This window comes from Paraburkholderia sp. D1E (assembly GCF_052682275.1).
Genome location: NZ_JBQYMB010000001.1, coordinates 232,443 through 248,103, shown reverse-complemented (window position 1 = coordinate 248,103; position 15,661 = coordinate 232,443). Strand labels below are relative to the sequence as shown.

The 15,661-nt window shown below is 56.8% G+C and carries 11 protein-coding genes and 2 pseudogenes; 2 read left to right on the top strand and 11 right to left on the bottom strand.

Annotation, left to right across the window (positions count from 1 at the left end; all coding sequences use genetic code 11):
• Window positions 1–87 precede the first annotated feature (87 nt).
• The 5 genes from ACUN0E_RS01195 to ACUN0E_RS01175 all read right to left on the bottom strand — a co-directional run bounded on the left by ACUN0E_RS01195 (window position 88) and on the right by ACUN0E_RS01175 (window position 6,531).
• Window positions 88–1,536: an APC family permease gene (locus ACUN0E_RS01195; RefSeq protein ID WP_445565344.1), complete on the bottom strand. Its 1,449-nt coding sequence runs from the start codon at window positions 1,534–1,536 to the stop codon at window positions 88–90.
• A gap of 104 nt (window positions 1,537–1,640) precedes the next feature.
• On the bottom strand, window positions 1,641–2,849 hold the full coding sequence (locus ACUN0E_RS01190) for a porin (RefSeq protein WP_445565343.1): 1,209 nt from the start codon (window positions 2,847–2,849) through the stop codon (window positions 1,641–1,643).
• Window positions 2,850–2,996: 147 nt separating this feature from the next.
• Complete coding sequence (locus ACUN0E_RS01185; protein ID WP_445565342.1) at window positions 2,997–3,773, bottom strand: N-formylglutamate amidohydrolase; 777 nt, start codon at window positions 3,771–3,773, stop codon at window positions 2,997–2,999.
• Complete coding sequence (locus ACUN0E_RS01180; protein WP_445565341.1) at window positions 3,754–5,139, bottom strand: aldehyde dehydrogenase family protein; 1,386 nt, start codon at window positions 5,137–5,139, stop codon at window positions 3,754–3,756. Before ACUN0E_RS01180 ends, ACUN0E_RS01185 begins: the two co-directional genes overlap by 20 nt.
• Before the next feature lie 9 nt (window positions 5,140–5,148).
• On the bottom strand, window positions 5,149–6,531 hold the full coding sequence (locus ACUN0E_RS01175) for a glutamine synthetase family protein (protein ID WP_445565340.1): 1,383 nt from the start codon (window positions 6,529–6,531) through the stop codon (window positions 5,149–5,151).
• A 257-nt stretch (window positions 6,532–6,788) separates the two neighbouring features.
• On the opposite strand from ACUN0E_RS01175, the gene ACUN0E_RS01170 reads away from it, so the two are divergent.
• On the top strand, window positions 6,789–8,396 hold the full coding sequence (locus ACUN0E_RS01170; protein WP_445565339.1) for a GMC family oxidoreductase: 1,608 nt from the start codon (window positions 6,789–6,791) through the stop codon (window positions 8,394–8,396).
• Window positions 8,397–9,201: 805 nt separating this feature from the next.
• Here the strand turns inward: ACUN0E_RS01170 and ACUN0E_RS01165 are convergent.
• Window positions 9,202–10,014, bottom strand: coding sequence for a gamma-glutamyl-gamma-aminobutyrate hydrolase family protein (locus ACUN0E_RS01165; RefSeq protein ID WP_445565338.1), 813 nt, complete (start codon window positions 10,012–10,014; stop codon window positions 9,202–9,204).
• A 440-nt stretch (window positions 10,015–10,454) separates the two neighbouring features.
• Window positions 10,455–11,132 carry an FMN-dependent NADH-azoreductase gene (locus ACUN0E_RS01160; protein ID WP_445565337.1) on the bottom strand — a complete coding sequence of 226 codons (678 nt, stop codon included), beginning with the start codon at window positions 11,130–11,132 and terminating at the stop codon, window positions 10,455–10,457.
• A gap of 132 nt (window positions 11,133–11,264) precedes the next feature.
• Between ACUN0E_RS01160 and ACUN0E_RS01155 the strand changes: the two genes are divergently transcribed.
• Window positions 11,265–11,717 carry a winged helix-turn-helix transcriptional regulator gene (locus ACUN0E_RS01155; RefSeq protein WP_445565336.1) on the top strand — a complete coding sequence of 151 codons (453 nt, stop codon included), beginning with the start codon at window positions 11,265–11,267 and terminating at the stop codon, window positions 11,715–11,717.
• Window positions 11,718–11,920: 203 nt separating this feature from the next.
• On the opposite strand, the pseudogene ACUN0E_RS01150 reads toward ACUN0E_RS01155, so the two are convergent.
• The 4 genes and pseudogenes from ACUN0E_RS01150 to ACUN0E_RS01135 form a co-directional block, all read right to left on the bottom strand.
• Window positions 11,921–12,070 (bottom strand): annotated as a pseudogene (locus ACUN0E_RS01150) (DDE-type integrase/transposase/recombinase); the annotation flags it as partial.
• Window positions 12,071–12,925: 855 nt separating this feature from the next.
• Window positions 12,926–13,186: pseudogene (locus ACUN0E_RS01145) on the bottom strand (IS6 family transposase); the annotation flags it as partial.
• 255 nt (window positions 13,187–13,441) lie between these two features.
• Window positions 13,442–14,143: a sterol desaturase family protein gene (locus tag ACUN0E_RS01140; protein ID WP_445565335.1), complete on the bottom strand. Its 702-nt coding sequence runs from the start codon at window positions 14,141–14,143 to the stop codon at window positions 13,442–13,444.
• A gap of 55 nt (window positions 14,144–14,198) precedes the next feature.
• Complete coding sequence (locus ACUN0E_RS01135) at window positions 14,199–15,575, bottom strand: MFS transporter (protein WP_408267045.1); 1,377 nt, start codon at window positions 15,573–15,575, stop codon at window positions 14,199–14,201.
• Window positions 15,576–15,661 lie beyond the last annotated feature (86 nt).

Below are 15,661 nucleotides of genomic sequence, written 5' to 3'. Positions count from 1 at the left end.
CGGATTTACACGTTCGCGCCGGCGGCCCCTCCTACCAACCTTGCGCCCTCGTCGCACGCGCGAGCATCTTCTAAAACAGCACTGAGTTCACAGCCTCGAACTACCAAGTCGCTCGAAAGCGCGCGGGTCGCGTACTTTGAGGCGTTTTGCGGCAATCACGCCGGCGACAGCAAACACCGGGAGCAGAGCGGTCAACGCATAGGAAAGCGTTGCACCCACACCGGTAAGCAAGGGGAAGTTCACGATCGCAAGCACCAGCACTACCGAAAGCGCAAGGCACGCAAGAAGCGGAAACACCAGCACACGTAGTACGCCTTCTTCGCTCGACTTCATGCGCCGGAAGAAAACGACGACGGCCGCGGACGACAGCGCCATCAGCGCGATAATACAAAGCGTCGCGACGTTAGTCAGCCACGAAAAGAGTGTCAGAACCGGATCCGCGTGTGCGACGATGAAGAGCACCAACACCACGGCGGCAAGAGCAGTCTGCAAGACTGAACCGATATGCGGGCTGCTATGCACCGGATGAGTACGACCAAGCACCGCAGGCAACAGACCTTCGCGTCCCGCAGCGTAAAAATATCGGGCCGCAGAGTTATGAAAGGCCAGCAATGCGGCATAAACACTAGTGATGAAAAGCACGCTCATCGCTGAGGTGAGCGTGCTGTTCGCGTAGCGATCCGAAAGGCCGTACATGAAAGTTGTCGGGTCCGACAACGCCGATAAGGTCTTCACGATTTGATCGCTACCAGCTCCGATGATCATGCACCATACCGATAACACATAGAAAGCGCCGATTAGCAGCACCGAGATGTACGTCGCAAGCGACACGGTCCGCTTCGGGTCTTTCGCCTCTTCGCTATAGATCGTGGTGGCTTCAAATCCAACGAAACTCGCAAAGCAGAAAAGAAACCCAATTGCCGGTGTACCGCTCAAAAGAGCATGCGGCGTAAACGAAACGGTATTGATCCCACTCGCTCCGCCCGCTTTAAGAATAGCGATGTCCAGGATCAACACCACCAGATACTCGCCGAGTACGAGTATGGACAACACCTTCGCCGACAGATCGATCTGTCTGTAGCCGAGCACGGCGATGCTGGCCATGGCTGCCAGAGAACAGACCCACCACGGAACGTTGATCCCGAGATGCACGCTTAGAAAGCCTGATGCGACGGCTCCGAACATGCCATACATACCGAACTGCATTGTGTTGTATCCAAGTAGCGCAAGCAGTGCCGCGACTCCCCCCGCATGACCGCCAAGGCCACGTGCTGTGAACGCATAGAAACCACCAGCGTTGGTAATATGATGGGACATCGCCGTATAACCTGCCGAGAACATCAACAGAATAACGACGGTGGCGACCAGCAACGCGGGTGTGCCTGCACCGTTGCCAAGCATGATGCCAATCGGAAAGCCACCTGCAATGGCTAGCAGTGGACCCGCAGCCGAAATCACGAAGAAAATAATGAAGCCGAGACCGAGTGCGCCCTTTCGGAGTTCGGTCGAAGGCTTGGATTCTACAGCGACGTTCATGAGACTTGCTCCAAGTGGTAGGGCCTGCCGATAGCAGTGAGGAACGCGATGCAACACTAAATACTGCGCTCAGATCGCGCGGTCAGACTGGGATGGTTGACTTATCAAAACGACTGCTTGATGCCGGCGATCACGGCCAACTGTTTATTCGAATTCGAATTAGTGAGATTCGGTATCTGTGCAAGATTCTTGAACCCTCCATTTATGGGGTCAATGCCAATTCCCAAGCCCGACGACTGCTGTGCAATTGTTATCACGTAGAGTCCAGTGCGCTTCGATAGACTATAGTTGGCACCGAGGTTGATCTGCTGAACACGGGTTGAATCCATACCTGAAGGTTTTACCTGATTGAAGATGTAGGCGAATCCCAACTGAAAATCCGGGCTGGGCTGGTATGTTGTGTTCAGCTCAAAAATATTGAAGCTAATATCCTCGCCATCGGTGTTTCCGGCTTTAGCAAAATACTGACTGTTAGAGAGCAGCGTGTGTGTAAAACTCAATGCCACCGTTACCTTGGAAAAGGCATAGGATCCTCCAATCCCTGCAACCCTAACCCGCGCAGCTTCTTGCAGATTGCAGTAAGCTGCATCCGGGTTGGAGCAACTGAAGTCGCCGATGTAATTGGCTCCTCCAAGTGCCGCTTCCAGCGGGTTATTCAGCTCCAGGTAGCCAAGGCTGAGTGTCAAAGGTCCGTTACTGTAGTTCGTACCGACACTCCAACCCTTGTTTTGGGAGAAACTTCCAGCAACCCCACCGAGACTGAACTGAGCACCAACTGAAAAACCGCCCCATGTTGGGCTTAAATACTTGATCGAGTTATTGAAATTGAAGGCTTCGTTCAAATTATCGACGTCGCCAAAGTGCGAGCCGTACAGAGTCGCCCAACTATTGCTTGATGCGTACTGTCCAAGGAAGTCAGAAAACGGATCGTATTGTCGTCCCAGCGTCAATGAACCAAATGTTTCGTTACTAAGCCCTACCCATGCAGACCGGTTGAAAAGCGCTCCAGCCTGAGCAAATTGTCCTGTGCCGGTAAAGAAGTTGTTCTCCAGCATAAACTTCGCTTGTGTACCGCCGCCAAGGTCTTCTGTTCCCATGATGCCCCAGCGCGATGGCATCAGATTCCCGCCTCCGAGTTGGTAGTTGGTTTTACCAGACGTCGTCCCGTCGGTATGTGTTACCTGCTGGTTGGTCGTGTAGATCAGACCCGCATCGACGCTGCCATACAGCGTAACCGAAGACTGCGCATGCGCCCCCACAGTGGTCAATAGGAAAATCTGTGCAGCAAGAACTCGAACAGGATCAATCTTCATTTTCGCTTCCTTATTAGATAAGTATTCCTAATTTTTTTCAAAATAAATTCTTTGTTTTACCTTACTTATCACCAAGCATCGCCCCAACGCCTCATTGTGATCTGGACGGCGACGCTCCGTCCATTTCACATATAGCGGCCACGCTTCCTATTTAACCGCCCCCAACGCATCAAGAACGCTTGCAATAGTGGCCGCCCACCGCTCCACGGAGGCTTCGTCTGCCAGCAGGTCCTGGCGAACTTCAATCGCAAAGTGCGGTAGGTTCAACGGGTCCGCGTGTTGAATGAACGATTGCCATTTCAGGAAACGCCCGTCGTATGGTTCGTTATCGCCAACAATAATTCCGAGACCTCTAAGCCCCCGAATCATCGCCTGTGCCGGAATTTCCTGGTCGGTCATGATGGCGATTTCCCATGGACGGGAGACGCCCCCCATGACCGGTGTATAAGAATGAATCGGAATGACCAACGGCGGCCCTACGCGTTCGACGCATCGCGCGAGGGTTTCCGAGACCATTCGGTGAAAAGGTTCGTATACCTGTTTAGAGCGATACTGCCTTGATGCTTCGTCGAGGTTCGTATTCCCCGGAATCACAGTTCCATCGGACTCCGACGGAATCCATCCCGGATCGTCGGGGGTACGATTGCAGTCAATATAGAGCCTTGAAGTACTGCAGAGCACGGCCGTCGCGTTCAGTTTTCGGGCCAGTGCCCGAGTGAGGGCTTCCGCACCCAAATCCACTGCAATATGTCGGCCAAACACTTCCGGAGGACAACCGAGGTTTGCGGCCTCAGGCGGCAGGCGGTTGGATGCGTGCTCGCAAACAAGAAAAATAGGCGCCCGACCTTCCTCGTTGATTACCGTTCCCGCAATCCAGGGATCAATCCAGATTGTGCTCACATCGTCAGGAAATTGTGCGGACATGAAAGCTCTTCATAGAGGTCAGTTCGTCAAAAGTGGCGAGGCCGTGCGAGCGTCCAATGCCAGACGTCTTTGTGCCTCCCCATGGAAGATTATCGTCGGCATGATCGCAACGATTGATGTAGCAGGTCCCAGTATCAATTTCCGAGGCAATCGAAAGCGCAGTATCGATATCGGCAGACCAGACAGACGCAGTCAGCCCGTACCGGCTGTCATTCATCAGCCGGATTGCCATCTCATCCCCCTCGACGCGCATGATTGGAAGCACAGGACCAAATAGCTCGTCGATCATGATAGGCATGCTGTGCGTAACGCCGAGTAAAGCCGACGGCGCGATGTAGGCCGTGTCTGGCGTGCCCAGCCTGTAGGCAGAATGCCCGATACTTGTCGCGCCGGCAGAAACGGCGCCTTCCACATATTGCTGGATGCGGGATGCTGCGGCGTGACTCACGACAGGTCCAACGTCCGGCTTTTCTCGCGGGTCTCCAAACGTCAGCGCGCGCATCTCCTCGACCAAGCTCTCCACGAAACGGTCATATATCGCTTGATGAACGTATAGCCGTTCGACCGAACAGCATGACTGGCCCGCGTTATCGAAGCTGCCACTTACGAGCTCGATCGCCGCTTTCTCGATATCAGCATCTGCCCGCACATAGGCTGGGTCCTTCCCGCCGAGTTCAAGTCCGACAGGCACCAAGCTCCGCGCTGCCGCCCGATGAACTGCCTGTCCGCCCCCGACCGAACCGATAAATTGCACGAACTGGATTCGACCTGACGCGATTATTTTCTCTGCCGTTGGGTGATCCATCTGCACGCTTTGGAAAACGCCCGGCGGCGCACCGCAGGCCCGGTAAGCCTGCTCCATCAGATCGGCGATGGGCGCAGTCTGTGGTGCATGTTTCAGTATGACCGCATTGCCCGCTAGCATCGATGTAATGACCATATCGCACGCCATCGCAACGGGATAATTCCACGCACAGATCGCAAGGACAACACCTCTCGGTGCGCGCCTCACGAATCGGCGTACCTGTTGGTCCGATATCTGCGGTGCGTCTTCAAGTTTTGTCCGGGCCGTTTCGATGAGACCCCGCATCATGCTCACTGCGCGCCCGATTTCGTCAGCCTGATGAGCTGGGCGGCCAATCAGCCATAGAACCTGCTCGGCGAATTGCTGTCTCGATCGATCGAGGGCGTCCACAAAAGCAGAGGTAATGCGGAGACGCTCCGCCAAGGGCGTTCTGCTCCACCCTGCAAATGCCCGTTCCGCCTTACTCAACCGAGCTTCAACCTGCGACGGTGTTTCGTACGTCACTAAGCCATAAGCGCTTCCGTCGACTGGCGTAACGATGTTGAACAACGTTTGATTCATTTTGGTTTCCTAGGCAAACTCAAAGAAGCGACGAATTTCGACGTCGGTAACCAGAGCAGCGAATTCCTCTTCCTGGGCCAATTTGCTGGCTGCATAAGCGTCGACGAATCTGGAACCGAAAATCTCCCGGGCCACCTCAGAACGTTCAAAGCGCCGGATTGCCTCACCGAACGACGTTGGAAACCGATGCTCAGGCGCAACTTCGTGCATTCGTTCGTACACGTTCCCGAGCATCTCGCTGGCAGGCTCGATCTTGTTCTCGATACCCCACAGCCCCATCCCCAGGATGCCAGCCAACGCAAGATAGGGGTTGGTGTCAGCCCCGGGTACACGGCATTCGATGCGCTGTGCGGAGGGCGACCCACCTATCGCGCGTAATGCGCAGGTTCGATTTTCCCAACCCCAGGTCGACGCTATCGGCGAAAAGATCCAAGGCTGAAAACGCCGAAATGAATTTACGTTCGGCCCAAGCACAAGCAGGAATTCCGGTAGCAGACGCTGGACGCCGCCAATGAAATACCGCATTTCCTGACTCATTGCATTGGGTTGCGACGGATCGTGAAACGCCGGGCTGCCGTCAGTCCGCCGGAGCGAGACGTGCACATGTCCGCTTTGACCGTCAGCGTCATTAGACCAGCGAGCCATGAAAGTCATCATCTGCCCGCGACGCTGCGCCACGATCTTCGCGAAGGTTTTGAAAACCGCGGCATTATCAGCAGCGCGCACACCTACCGCGTGAGCTAGAGCAGCTTCCATGAACCCGGCACCCATTTCCTCATGAACCGCTTCAACGGGGATATCCATTGTGGCCAGGCAATCAAGCAGTTCATTGTAAAACTCTGACTGCACGCCTTGTCTGAGCATCAGGTTGTAGGACTTGTCGTGGGTAGCAAGTTCCAGTTTCCTGAAACCCTTCTCTCGCACAGAGTGAGACGACTCATTGAAGAGCGTGAACTCATACTCGCAAGAGTGGATCGGGAGAAATCCCATCTGCGCGGCTTTTTTCTCAATTCGCCGATAGACGTTGCGCGGCGATACAGGCTCATCTTTCTCCTCAAAGTCAACGAGGAAAAAGAGATTCCTTGACTCCGGCTCCCACGGTATGACTCGGACGCTCTCAGGAATAAGGCGGCACACTTGATCGCCAAAATTTGCATCCGGGCTGTCCGTCACTTCCGGCAACGGTCGGGGTGCATCACCGACATCGAGCGACAGAATCGCAGCCGGAAAGCAGATGCCGTTCTCAATCACCTTCAAAAATTTGTCCCGGGAAATGCACTTTCCCCGGATCTGACCGGGCATATCGCACAGCCCAACTGTCACGTTCAGCGGATTGCGTTCGGCAATCAATGCCCGGACGTCTTCAATAGACTTTACTGCGCTGATGTCCACCTGCTCTCCTTAACTTCAGTTCGCGGCTATCTGCCAATACGTCGCTACCAGCGACCCATGTTTTCGTGTTTTCATTTTGTTCCGTTTTGGAAACATTGATCAAATTTTATGCTAACCTGCATCCCTGTCAACAAAAAATAAAAAGAACGAGGGTTAACACCCCGTGATCGACAACTGCTGGTCACGGTCATCAATTTGCAGACGCAAGCCGCTTTCTTGAACGACAAGGTGTGGGCGCTTGTATGAAAGGAACATAGATGTCACAAAGCAATCAGTGGAATTACATCGTGATTGGCGCAGGCTCGGCAGGAAGCGTCGTTGCCAGCCGCCTCTCCGAGGATCCTGCAGTCAACGTGCTGCTGATCGAAGCAGGACCGTGGGATGCATCTCCATCTCTCTGGGTGCCTGCGGGTGAGGAAAGAGCCATTTCAAATCCCAATTTCACGTGGTCGTACAAAGTCGAGCCGGATCCGAGTCGCAACGGGCGCGCTGAAGTCTGGCCCGCTGGGCGGGTGTTAGGTGGCAGTAGTTCGATCAACGGCATGATCTACCTGCGCGGAAACCGCGAGGACTACGATCGCTGGGAATCCGCCGGTAATGCCGGATGGGGCTACGAAGGCGTGTTGCCATTTTTTATGAAAGCGGAACGTAATTCCCGTGGCGCCGACGACTTTCGCGGAGGCGACGGACCACTTGCGGTATCCGACGTGCGCACTCCCCACCAACTGGTCAAACCTTTTATCGAAGCAGCGATAGAGACCGGTCTGCCATTCAATCCCGATATCAACGGTGCAACGCAGTTCGGCGTTGGCAATTTGCAGGCCACGCAAAAGCGCGGCTGGCGACACAGCGCATCGCGCGCTTATCTTTGGCCGGTCCGAAACCGGCCGAACCTAACGATCCTCACGCGGGCGATGACACACCGCGTGGTCATTAAAGACAACCGCGCTGTCGGCGTCGAATATGAGCGTGGTGGGGTTGTGACAATCGCCTATGCCAGCGAAGAAGTAATCCTGTCTGCCGGAGCAATTGGTTCACCCAAGATTCTGCTGCTTTCCGGCATTGGAGATGCCGGTCAGCTACGCCAGCACGGCTTGCCCGTTAACTGCGACCTTCCCGGCGTTGGGCTAAATCTTCAGGAACACCCTGGTGTACTGCTCAGCGCGGAAGTCAACGTACGCACTTACAACGTCGAAACTGATGCCTGGAGCATCGTTAAGCACGGACTAAACTTTCTGCTTCGAGGCAAAGGACCCGGCGCAACCCCGATCGGCCATGCGGTCGCTTTTGCAAAAACAAGCGAACACGCGTCGGACCCCGATGTTCAATTGACCTTCACTCCAATCGGCTATAACACAGTTGGGGATGGTCCGCTTTTCTTTCCAATGCCAGCCGTTATCATTGCCGTCAATGTCTGCCGTCCTGCAGCACGCGGATCAGTGTCTCTGCGCTCAGCAAATCCAGGTGACCTACCCGTCCTGAACCACCACATGCTCGGCTCACAGGAAGATCTTGCACGACTGCGCGAGGGCGCAAAGCTTGCTCGCCGCCTTCTCGCCACCCGGGCATTCTCTCCGTTTGTGCGACAGGAATTGCACCCGGGAAATACGGTTCAGTCAGAAGCCGAATGGGACGACTTCCTCCGATCGAAGTGTCACCGCTTCAGTCATCCAGTCGGTACCTGCAAGATGGGGACGGACCCGCTGGCTGTCGTCGATAGCTCGCTTCGCGTTCGGAACTTGAAGGGACTCCGGGTGATCGACGCGTCGATCATGCCTACAATTCCTAGCGCAAACACGAACGCAGCATCAATCATGATTGGCGAGAAAGGGGCCCACATCATTCGGACTGGCATTGATGGGTAGTCTTATCAACTTCAAAAATAAGAGGTAGGACGATCCGACTAATTGGCACACCATTGCGGAGTTGCCGGGCTCCGCGTCCCCGATATTTTTGTTCGAACAGAGACAATTCGACTTTTTTGTTGGGAGCATCCCTCCCGGGAATCTCTTAAGGGTAAATGGAGGCAGCCATCCGCACGGTCGGATGATATCGACTTTTGTCGCTAAGTAGTCGAAACCGTATTCGGCGTAAAAGCGCCGCAAAGATTTCGGTGTATAGACGCCACAGGTCTTTCGGGATACTGGTGCCAGTAGATTTTCGCCGGGAAGGTGCTATGGGCGTCTGACTTGAGCCCTCGACCTTCGCCAACCGCTACCCATGCCAACATGCAATTGCTTCGTGTAGCTTGAGGAGGAAATCCGAGATATGCCTTTTCAGCAAGCTCCGGTGCGAATACGCCACGGCCACTTCGACCGCGACATCGATTGACCGAAGATCAGCAAGCGCAAAATTTGGCACACGGGACCGATACGGCTGCGCGCCGAGGGATCGCCTCCTGCAGCGTCTCGGCGATTGGCGAGGGTCGTGTCAATGCGATGGTTGGGTCAAGCAGTGTTACGCGCTGAAGCTTTCCTTGCGATTGCCGGGCGCGCAGCACCGGCCTTCACCTTCACCTTCACCTTCACCTTCACCTTCACCTTCACCTTCACCTTCACCTTCACCACAGTTCACAGTTCGGCCGATGGTTTGGCCAAGTCGGGGTCCCCCGTGGACCATCTCTCTAGTGCGTTCGGCACCTCACGCTTTCACCCGGCGGCGCCTCTCCCATCATGAGCGCACACCGCGCGGCCGTGTCATGCCCCGTGCGGCCAGATGTTCTCGGCAAGCGTTGCCGAATTCTGAAAAAATTGCCCGCGCGAAGGCGCTATCGTCAATGCGCATTTCCGGATGCCACTGAACGCCTAATGTGAACTGCGGCGCGCGCTCCACGGAAAACGCCTCGATGAGTCCGTCGGGCGCAGTGGCTTCGATGCGCAGTCCTTTCCCGAGCCGCGCGACACCCTGATGGTGCAGCGAGTTGACCCGCACCTGCATGTCGCCCGCGATGGCGGCCAGACGTGTGCCCTCGACAATGTGCAGGCCGTGACTGTCGTCATACCATGACGCAACAGGGCGACTGTGATCGCCCTCGCGATGATCGAGCCGCCCCGGAGTAACATGTACACACGGATCTAGCGTGCCACCATGGAGCACATTCAACTCCTGAAACCCGCGACAGATTCCGAGCAATGGAATGCCGGCATCAATGATCTGCGTCAACAGGCCGAGTACCACACCGTCTCGCTCGCGATCCTGGCAGGTGTTCGCCGGCAGTGGCGCTCCACCGTAGTGTTCGGCCGCCACATTGGAGGGGCTGCCAGTGAGAATCAATCCGTCGAGCAATGCGAACAAGGTTGGCATGTGCAAGGCCTCGCGCGCGCAAGGCAGAACTAGCGGTTGTATTCCGGCAATCTCCGACGCAGCGCGAATGTATCCGTGAAGAACGGTGTGAGCCTGATGACCGTCGATCTCGACGCGGTCGGAGATGATCGCCACGACTGGTCGATGGTCAGAGGTCTGGTCAAGCGGGTTGGTTGGCATAGCAAGCGGAGATGGTTGCAAACGGTCCCGTAGTTTATGAGGCCCCACCGCTGTTGTATATAGCAATACAACTTGGCATTACATACGGATATTGCAAGTGGAGGTATTTTCGCAACATTGATCAATAGTTCAATTGTGCTACGCATGCGGAACTTGCCTGGCATCTCATATCGCACGACGGCTCGCAGTATCGATTCCTTCCCCGTCGCCGGGGTGGACCGTCATTGAGAGGCACGTTGTCTCCAGAACTTCACACCCCGGCGTTACCGGCTATGCATGTCTGGATAGGCAACTGCTGGTCGAAGAGCAGGTCGCAGCACAGCGATCGGTTCCAATCGCCTTGAACGACAAGACCAGGACGAGCTTTACTGCCAACTCCCTGCCGCTTGACTCGCGGCTGACGGCGACACGTGTCGCACTGATGTCGGTTCCCTGTCTTCTCAAGCAGCCTTCAGGAGGGTGATTTCAGCCAACGCGGATTCGACTGCGCGCTGCCGCTGTTCAGGACCCGTGTTGACCCCTTCGGCGCGTACAAAGGTAATGTTGGCGATGCCGATGAATCCGAAAAAGCTTGTCAAAAATGTCTCCTGATGATCCATGGAGGCCATCGGCGACGACGCGGCGTAGAACCCTCCACGCGCCGATGCAACGATCACCTTCTTACTACCGGCGAGGCCTTCCACACCTGCCGTGGTGTAGCTAAACGTCTTGCCTGGCGCAGCTAGGCAGTCGATCCAGGCCTTTAGTTGACTCGGAATGCCGAAGTTGTACATCGGTGCGCCGATGACAACAATATCGGCAGCAAGAAACTCATTTAGGGCTCCGTTAGTTGCCGCAACTTCACGCTGCGCCGAAGCGTCGACCTGGGCACCGCTCTGCATAGCAGCAGCTACCATCTCCCCAACCTCGCCGACCAGCGCGCCGGCCTCGTATAGTGACTTCAGCTTTGCGAATCGGGTGGCCGGCGACTGATGCGGCACTGGCTCGGCCGCCAGATCACGGTAGCTGACCACGAGACCCGGCAAGCTGTCCTTGAAGCGGGTCACGATACTGGCTGACAGTCGGCGACTTACAGACTGGGCGCCTGAGATACTGGAATCAATTTGCAAGAGCTTCAAAATTTCTTCTCCGGGGTCTGAGGATCCGGTAGCACAGGGATCGCCCGCGCCGTTCCGAGCCTCGCAGTAAGGAAAATTTTGTTCGTTACGCTATGATAGACCTTGGAGAAGGTCGCACAAGGAGGCACTTTTTTGACTGATACGAACATTCCTGTTCGCGCCACTGAGGTGCCGGATTCCTACGAGGGTTGTCGGGAAGTAGTCCATACGCTCGCCCGCATCGGTGACAAATGGACAGTAATGGTGGTCGGATCGTTGGCGAACGGGTCGATGCGTTACAACCAGATCGCGCGCCAGATCGAGGGCATTTCGCAGCGCATGCTCACGCTCACCCTGAAAGGCCTGGAGCAGGACGGACTGGTCAGCAGGACGATGTATCCGACCATTCCACCGCGTGTGGAATATGAACTGACGGACCTCGGAAGGTCTCTGATCGTGCCGCTACAGTCACTCCAAAGCTGGGCCGTTGAGCACCGGCCCGCGATGCTGGCCGCCCGCGAGGCATTTGCAAAGCGGGAGCAACAAAACGGGGGGCGGCAGGACTGCGATAGGCAACCTCGCCCATGCGTTGAGTCCAGCATGTGAACTGGGGAAGGCTTGCATAAATGACAAGGGAGTGTGCCCCCGATGATATGCAGGCCGGCGGAGCCTCCGTAGTAGTCCGAGGCCGGGAAAGCCGGTCACATGGCGAAGGGAGGCAGTTGAAGTGGTTTGCTGGGTTGATTAACTGACCATAGTGAGGTGAAGACCTTTGATAATCAGTGAAATGCAAAGCAAACTGGCGACATGGGTACGCCGTTTTGCTGGATCGATTTTTCGAAATACCGCTGGGCAGCAGCCTTGTTCCGCCTGGCTCGCAAAAGAAAATCTACCGTGTCGTCCTCCTTGTCTAGGGCCCGGTAGAGGTACTTCCATTCACCCCGGACCTTCAGTAGAGTAAGAGACAGGGTGTAGTCGAACTATTTCCCTGCCTCTCCTCCCCGAACCGGACGTGCACCTCTCAGCGCATCCGGCTCTCCATCCAGGTGTCGCTCGAAGCGAAGACAATCTACCGCAGGAGCCAGCGAGCTTCCGTTGATCTCCACGCGGCATCTCATCAGTTTGCTTTGCATTTCACTGATTATCAGAGGTCTTCACCTCACTATGGTCAGTTAATCTGCCAGGCAAACCACCCGGACTGCCCCCCTTCGCCATGTGACCGGCTTTCCCGGTCTCGGACTACTACGGAGGCTCCGCCAGCTTGCACATCATCGGGGGCACACTCCCTTAACATCTGTGCAAGCCTTCCCCAGTTCACATGCTGGACTCAATCGCACGGGCGAGGTTGCCTGTCGCAGTCTTTATCCTTGCTTGCCGCAAGTCGTCGCAGATATCACGGTCTAGCTGCGCGCTCTCCGTGATGCCCTGCTGGCCGGCCTACATCTCCGGCCAGCATTCGCGGCGTCAGTCCGTACATGTGACTCACGCCGATCCGCGTCCTGCCTGTTAAGCGGTGTAGGCAGGGGTGACGATTCAACCCTCAGATGCGTTTAAACAGGTTCGTGTCCCTCAACCGTCCCATGCTCAGCCTGGAAGCTCATCTCGGCGTAACCGCTTCGCCTCAAGCTCCGTTTCCCACGGACTTCGCCACCTTGCCAGTGTCGGCAAGTCACCGCCGCTTCGGCTCACTTCCTCTCGCAGCAGAGAAAGGGCATGCCCCGGTACCGCAACATCAACTCCACCGGGTCTTGCATTCCAAACATGCTCAAGCAACTTCGCCCCCATGCGGGCGGGCTACGTTGGCTGGGCGTACCATAGGTTTCGTCCATCCTCCAGCTCTTGCCGACCGCTCGCTTGCACCGGCGGAAGGCCTTCTCAAACGCGGGCAGAAGCTTGGTGACCCAGCGGTGCACCGTGGAATGATCAACCGCAATCCCACGCTCGGCCATCATTTCCTCGAGATGACGCAAGCTAAGGGGATAGGCAACGTACCAACGCACGCAGGTCAGCATTACTTCCAGCGGGTAGTGCAACCGTTTAAGCACCCGTGCCACACCCGGATCCAGCGCCTTCATTCCTCACCCACGCGACCGTTTCGATCCAGGCAGATTAACAGAACGCCATATTGCGACAAAACCGATCCGCTGGGTGACAGGGCCGCATCCTGGCTCCCCACCTCTGGTACCCCAATCGGCGCGAACAACCAGGATATCGGCACATCACCTGCGAACGTCCTGTCAGCCGATCACATGCGGACGCTCGCCGTCCTCTATCGACCGGCGACTTGGGCGTTGTCGGGTCCCTTATTTCGAAAAAGCCACTGAAGCTCCTTATGGACGACGCGCCAGCGGCTCGCGTGCGGTGCGCGTCGCATCCCTGCGCGTGCCGAACAGCGTGTCGCAGATGGGAAACGTCAGGTTGAAGTTTTGCGTCGCCATCAGTTCGGGATCGTGGTGCGTGACGTGCAAGCGCCGCACCGTATTGACGAACGGAACGCGGTCGAGCAACGGGCTGTCGGTGACGTGCGACAGTGTGTGCAGCCCCTCGTACATCAGGTAGTACGCCGCCATCGTGAGCAGCGCGATATATCCTGCGTTGCGCGAAAACACATAACCAATGACGAGTGCGAACGGCACTGCGGCCAGCACAAACGCGACCGGCGCAAACGGCGGAAACAACAAGGCGCGCCAGTGCCGCTGGCCCTTGTATTCGAGCGTGACGTGCGTGAAGAATCTATGATGGACCGCGCAGTGCCGCTTGTAGATCATGCTGAAGTACTTCGTCGGGCGATGCAGCACGTAGCGATGCGCGGCCCACTCCGCCCAGTTGCCGAACAGAAAGAGCGGAATGACCGCCAGCCATTCGGCAAGCGTGGGAGCATGAAGCCGCGTGAAACAATACGCGATCACTCCACCCGTGAAAAGCAGCGTGAAGCCAAGGTGCATTTCACCGCGATACCAGGGTGGCGTGGCCGCAACATAATCGTCGCGAAACTGGTATGAGCGCGCGCGAACGTCCTCGTCGTATTTCATATATGTCTCCTGTATCTGAGCGATGCGGGCGCGCTTTTGCGCCCGCTGGAATGCACTAGGCGGTCTCGCAAGCTGTGCCGTTATCGAGCTTGCCGCGGGTCTCCGGCACGATGAACGCCCCGACCAGGAAAATTACGCTGATCGCCCCAGCGAAAATCGCAAGCGTCATCGGCAACTGGCTGGCGTCTTTTGCCACCAGCGAGACGGCGGTCGGCATCATCCCGCCGATCGCGAACCCGATGTTCCATGACAGCCCCGTGCCAGTGGCGCGAATCGCGGTCGGAAAGCGTTCGTTCAGGAAGATCAGAATCGGCGCGTAGCCGGCGCTGCCGAGCGCGCTCAGAATCACCGCGTAGACGCCGACCATCGTGATGCTTTGCGCTGTGGGCAGCAGCAGGAATAGCGCAGGGAGCGCGATCAGGCGAATCAGGCCGATCCAGACGAACGCGCTTTTGCGTCCAATGAAGGTGCTCAGATGTCCCGCCGCGATGGACGCGATGACCACCGCGACGCTGGAGATCATCAGAATCGCGGCCGCGGCGCCGTTCGGTGCGTGACTCACCACCTTGAGGAAGGTCGGCAGGTAGCCGGACGTGAGGTAATAGCCGCTACCGCCGCCGATCGTCAGCAGCAGATTGACGAACAGAATCGAGCGATAGTCGCGTGAAAACAGCGTGCGGATCGGCGAGCGTACGACCTCGACCGGTGCGGCCGTGTTCTGCATTGCGGCCTTGGCGGCCTTCTCGGCGGCCAGCTTCTTCCACAGCGGCGACTCTTCCAGACTACTGAAGACGAACAAGCCGAGAATCGAGCTGACAATCCCGGTGAAGAACATGCAGCGCCAGCCCCACACGTCGAACAGGTCGCCCGGGAAGATCGCCGACATCGCCAGATAGGTGAGCGATGCGAGCAATGCGCCGAGTCCCGCCCCGCCGCCGCCGATCAGCCCCGACACGGCGCCGCGATATTTCGGCGCGACCGATTCGGTGCCGATGGTGTGGGTCGACGCCACCACGCCGCCGACGAATACGCCTTGTATCAAACGCAGCATCAGGAACAGGATCGGCGCGACGAGGCCGACTTGCGCGACCGTCGGCAGCAAGCCGAAGGCTGCCGTCGAGAGACCCACGCCGACTACCGCAGTGATCATCGCGCCCTTGCGTCCGTGCCGGTCCGCGTAGGAGCCGAACCATGCCGAGCCGAGCGGGCGCATCAGCAGGGTCACGGCAAACGATGCATAGACCGCGGCGAGCGAGAGCATTGCGTGTTCGGACGGAAAGAACAGCCGTCCAACTACCGGTGCGACGAACAGTAAGACGAACAGATCGAACAAATCCAGTGCCCAACCGAGGCACGAGGCCACTACCGCACCCATCACTTGCCGCTGGTCTACAGCGGGCAAGGCGGCGCCATTCTGCGCTGCTACGGACATCGTCATCTCCTTGATTTTCAGCGGGCCGTCTTTCGATCGCCCCCGTTTTAAGGCACGTTCTGGATTGCGTGCTCTTAGTTATGTTA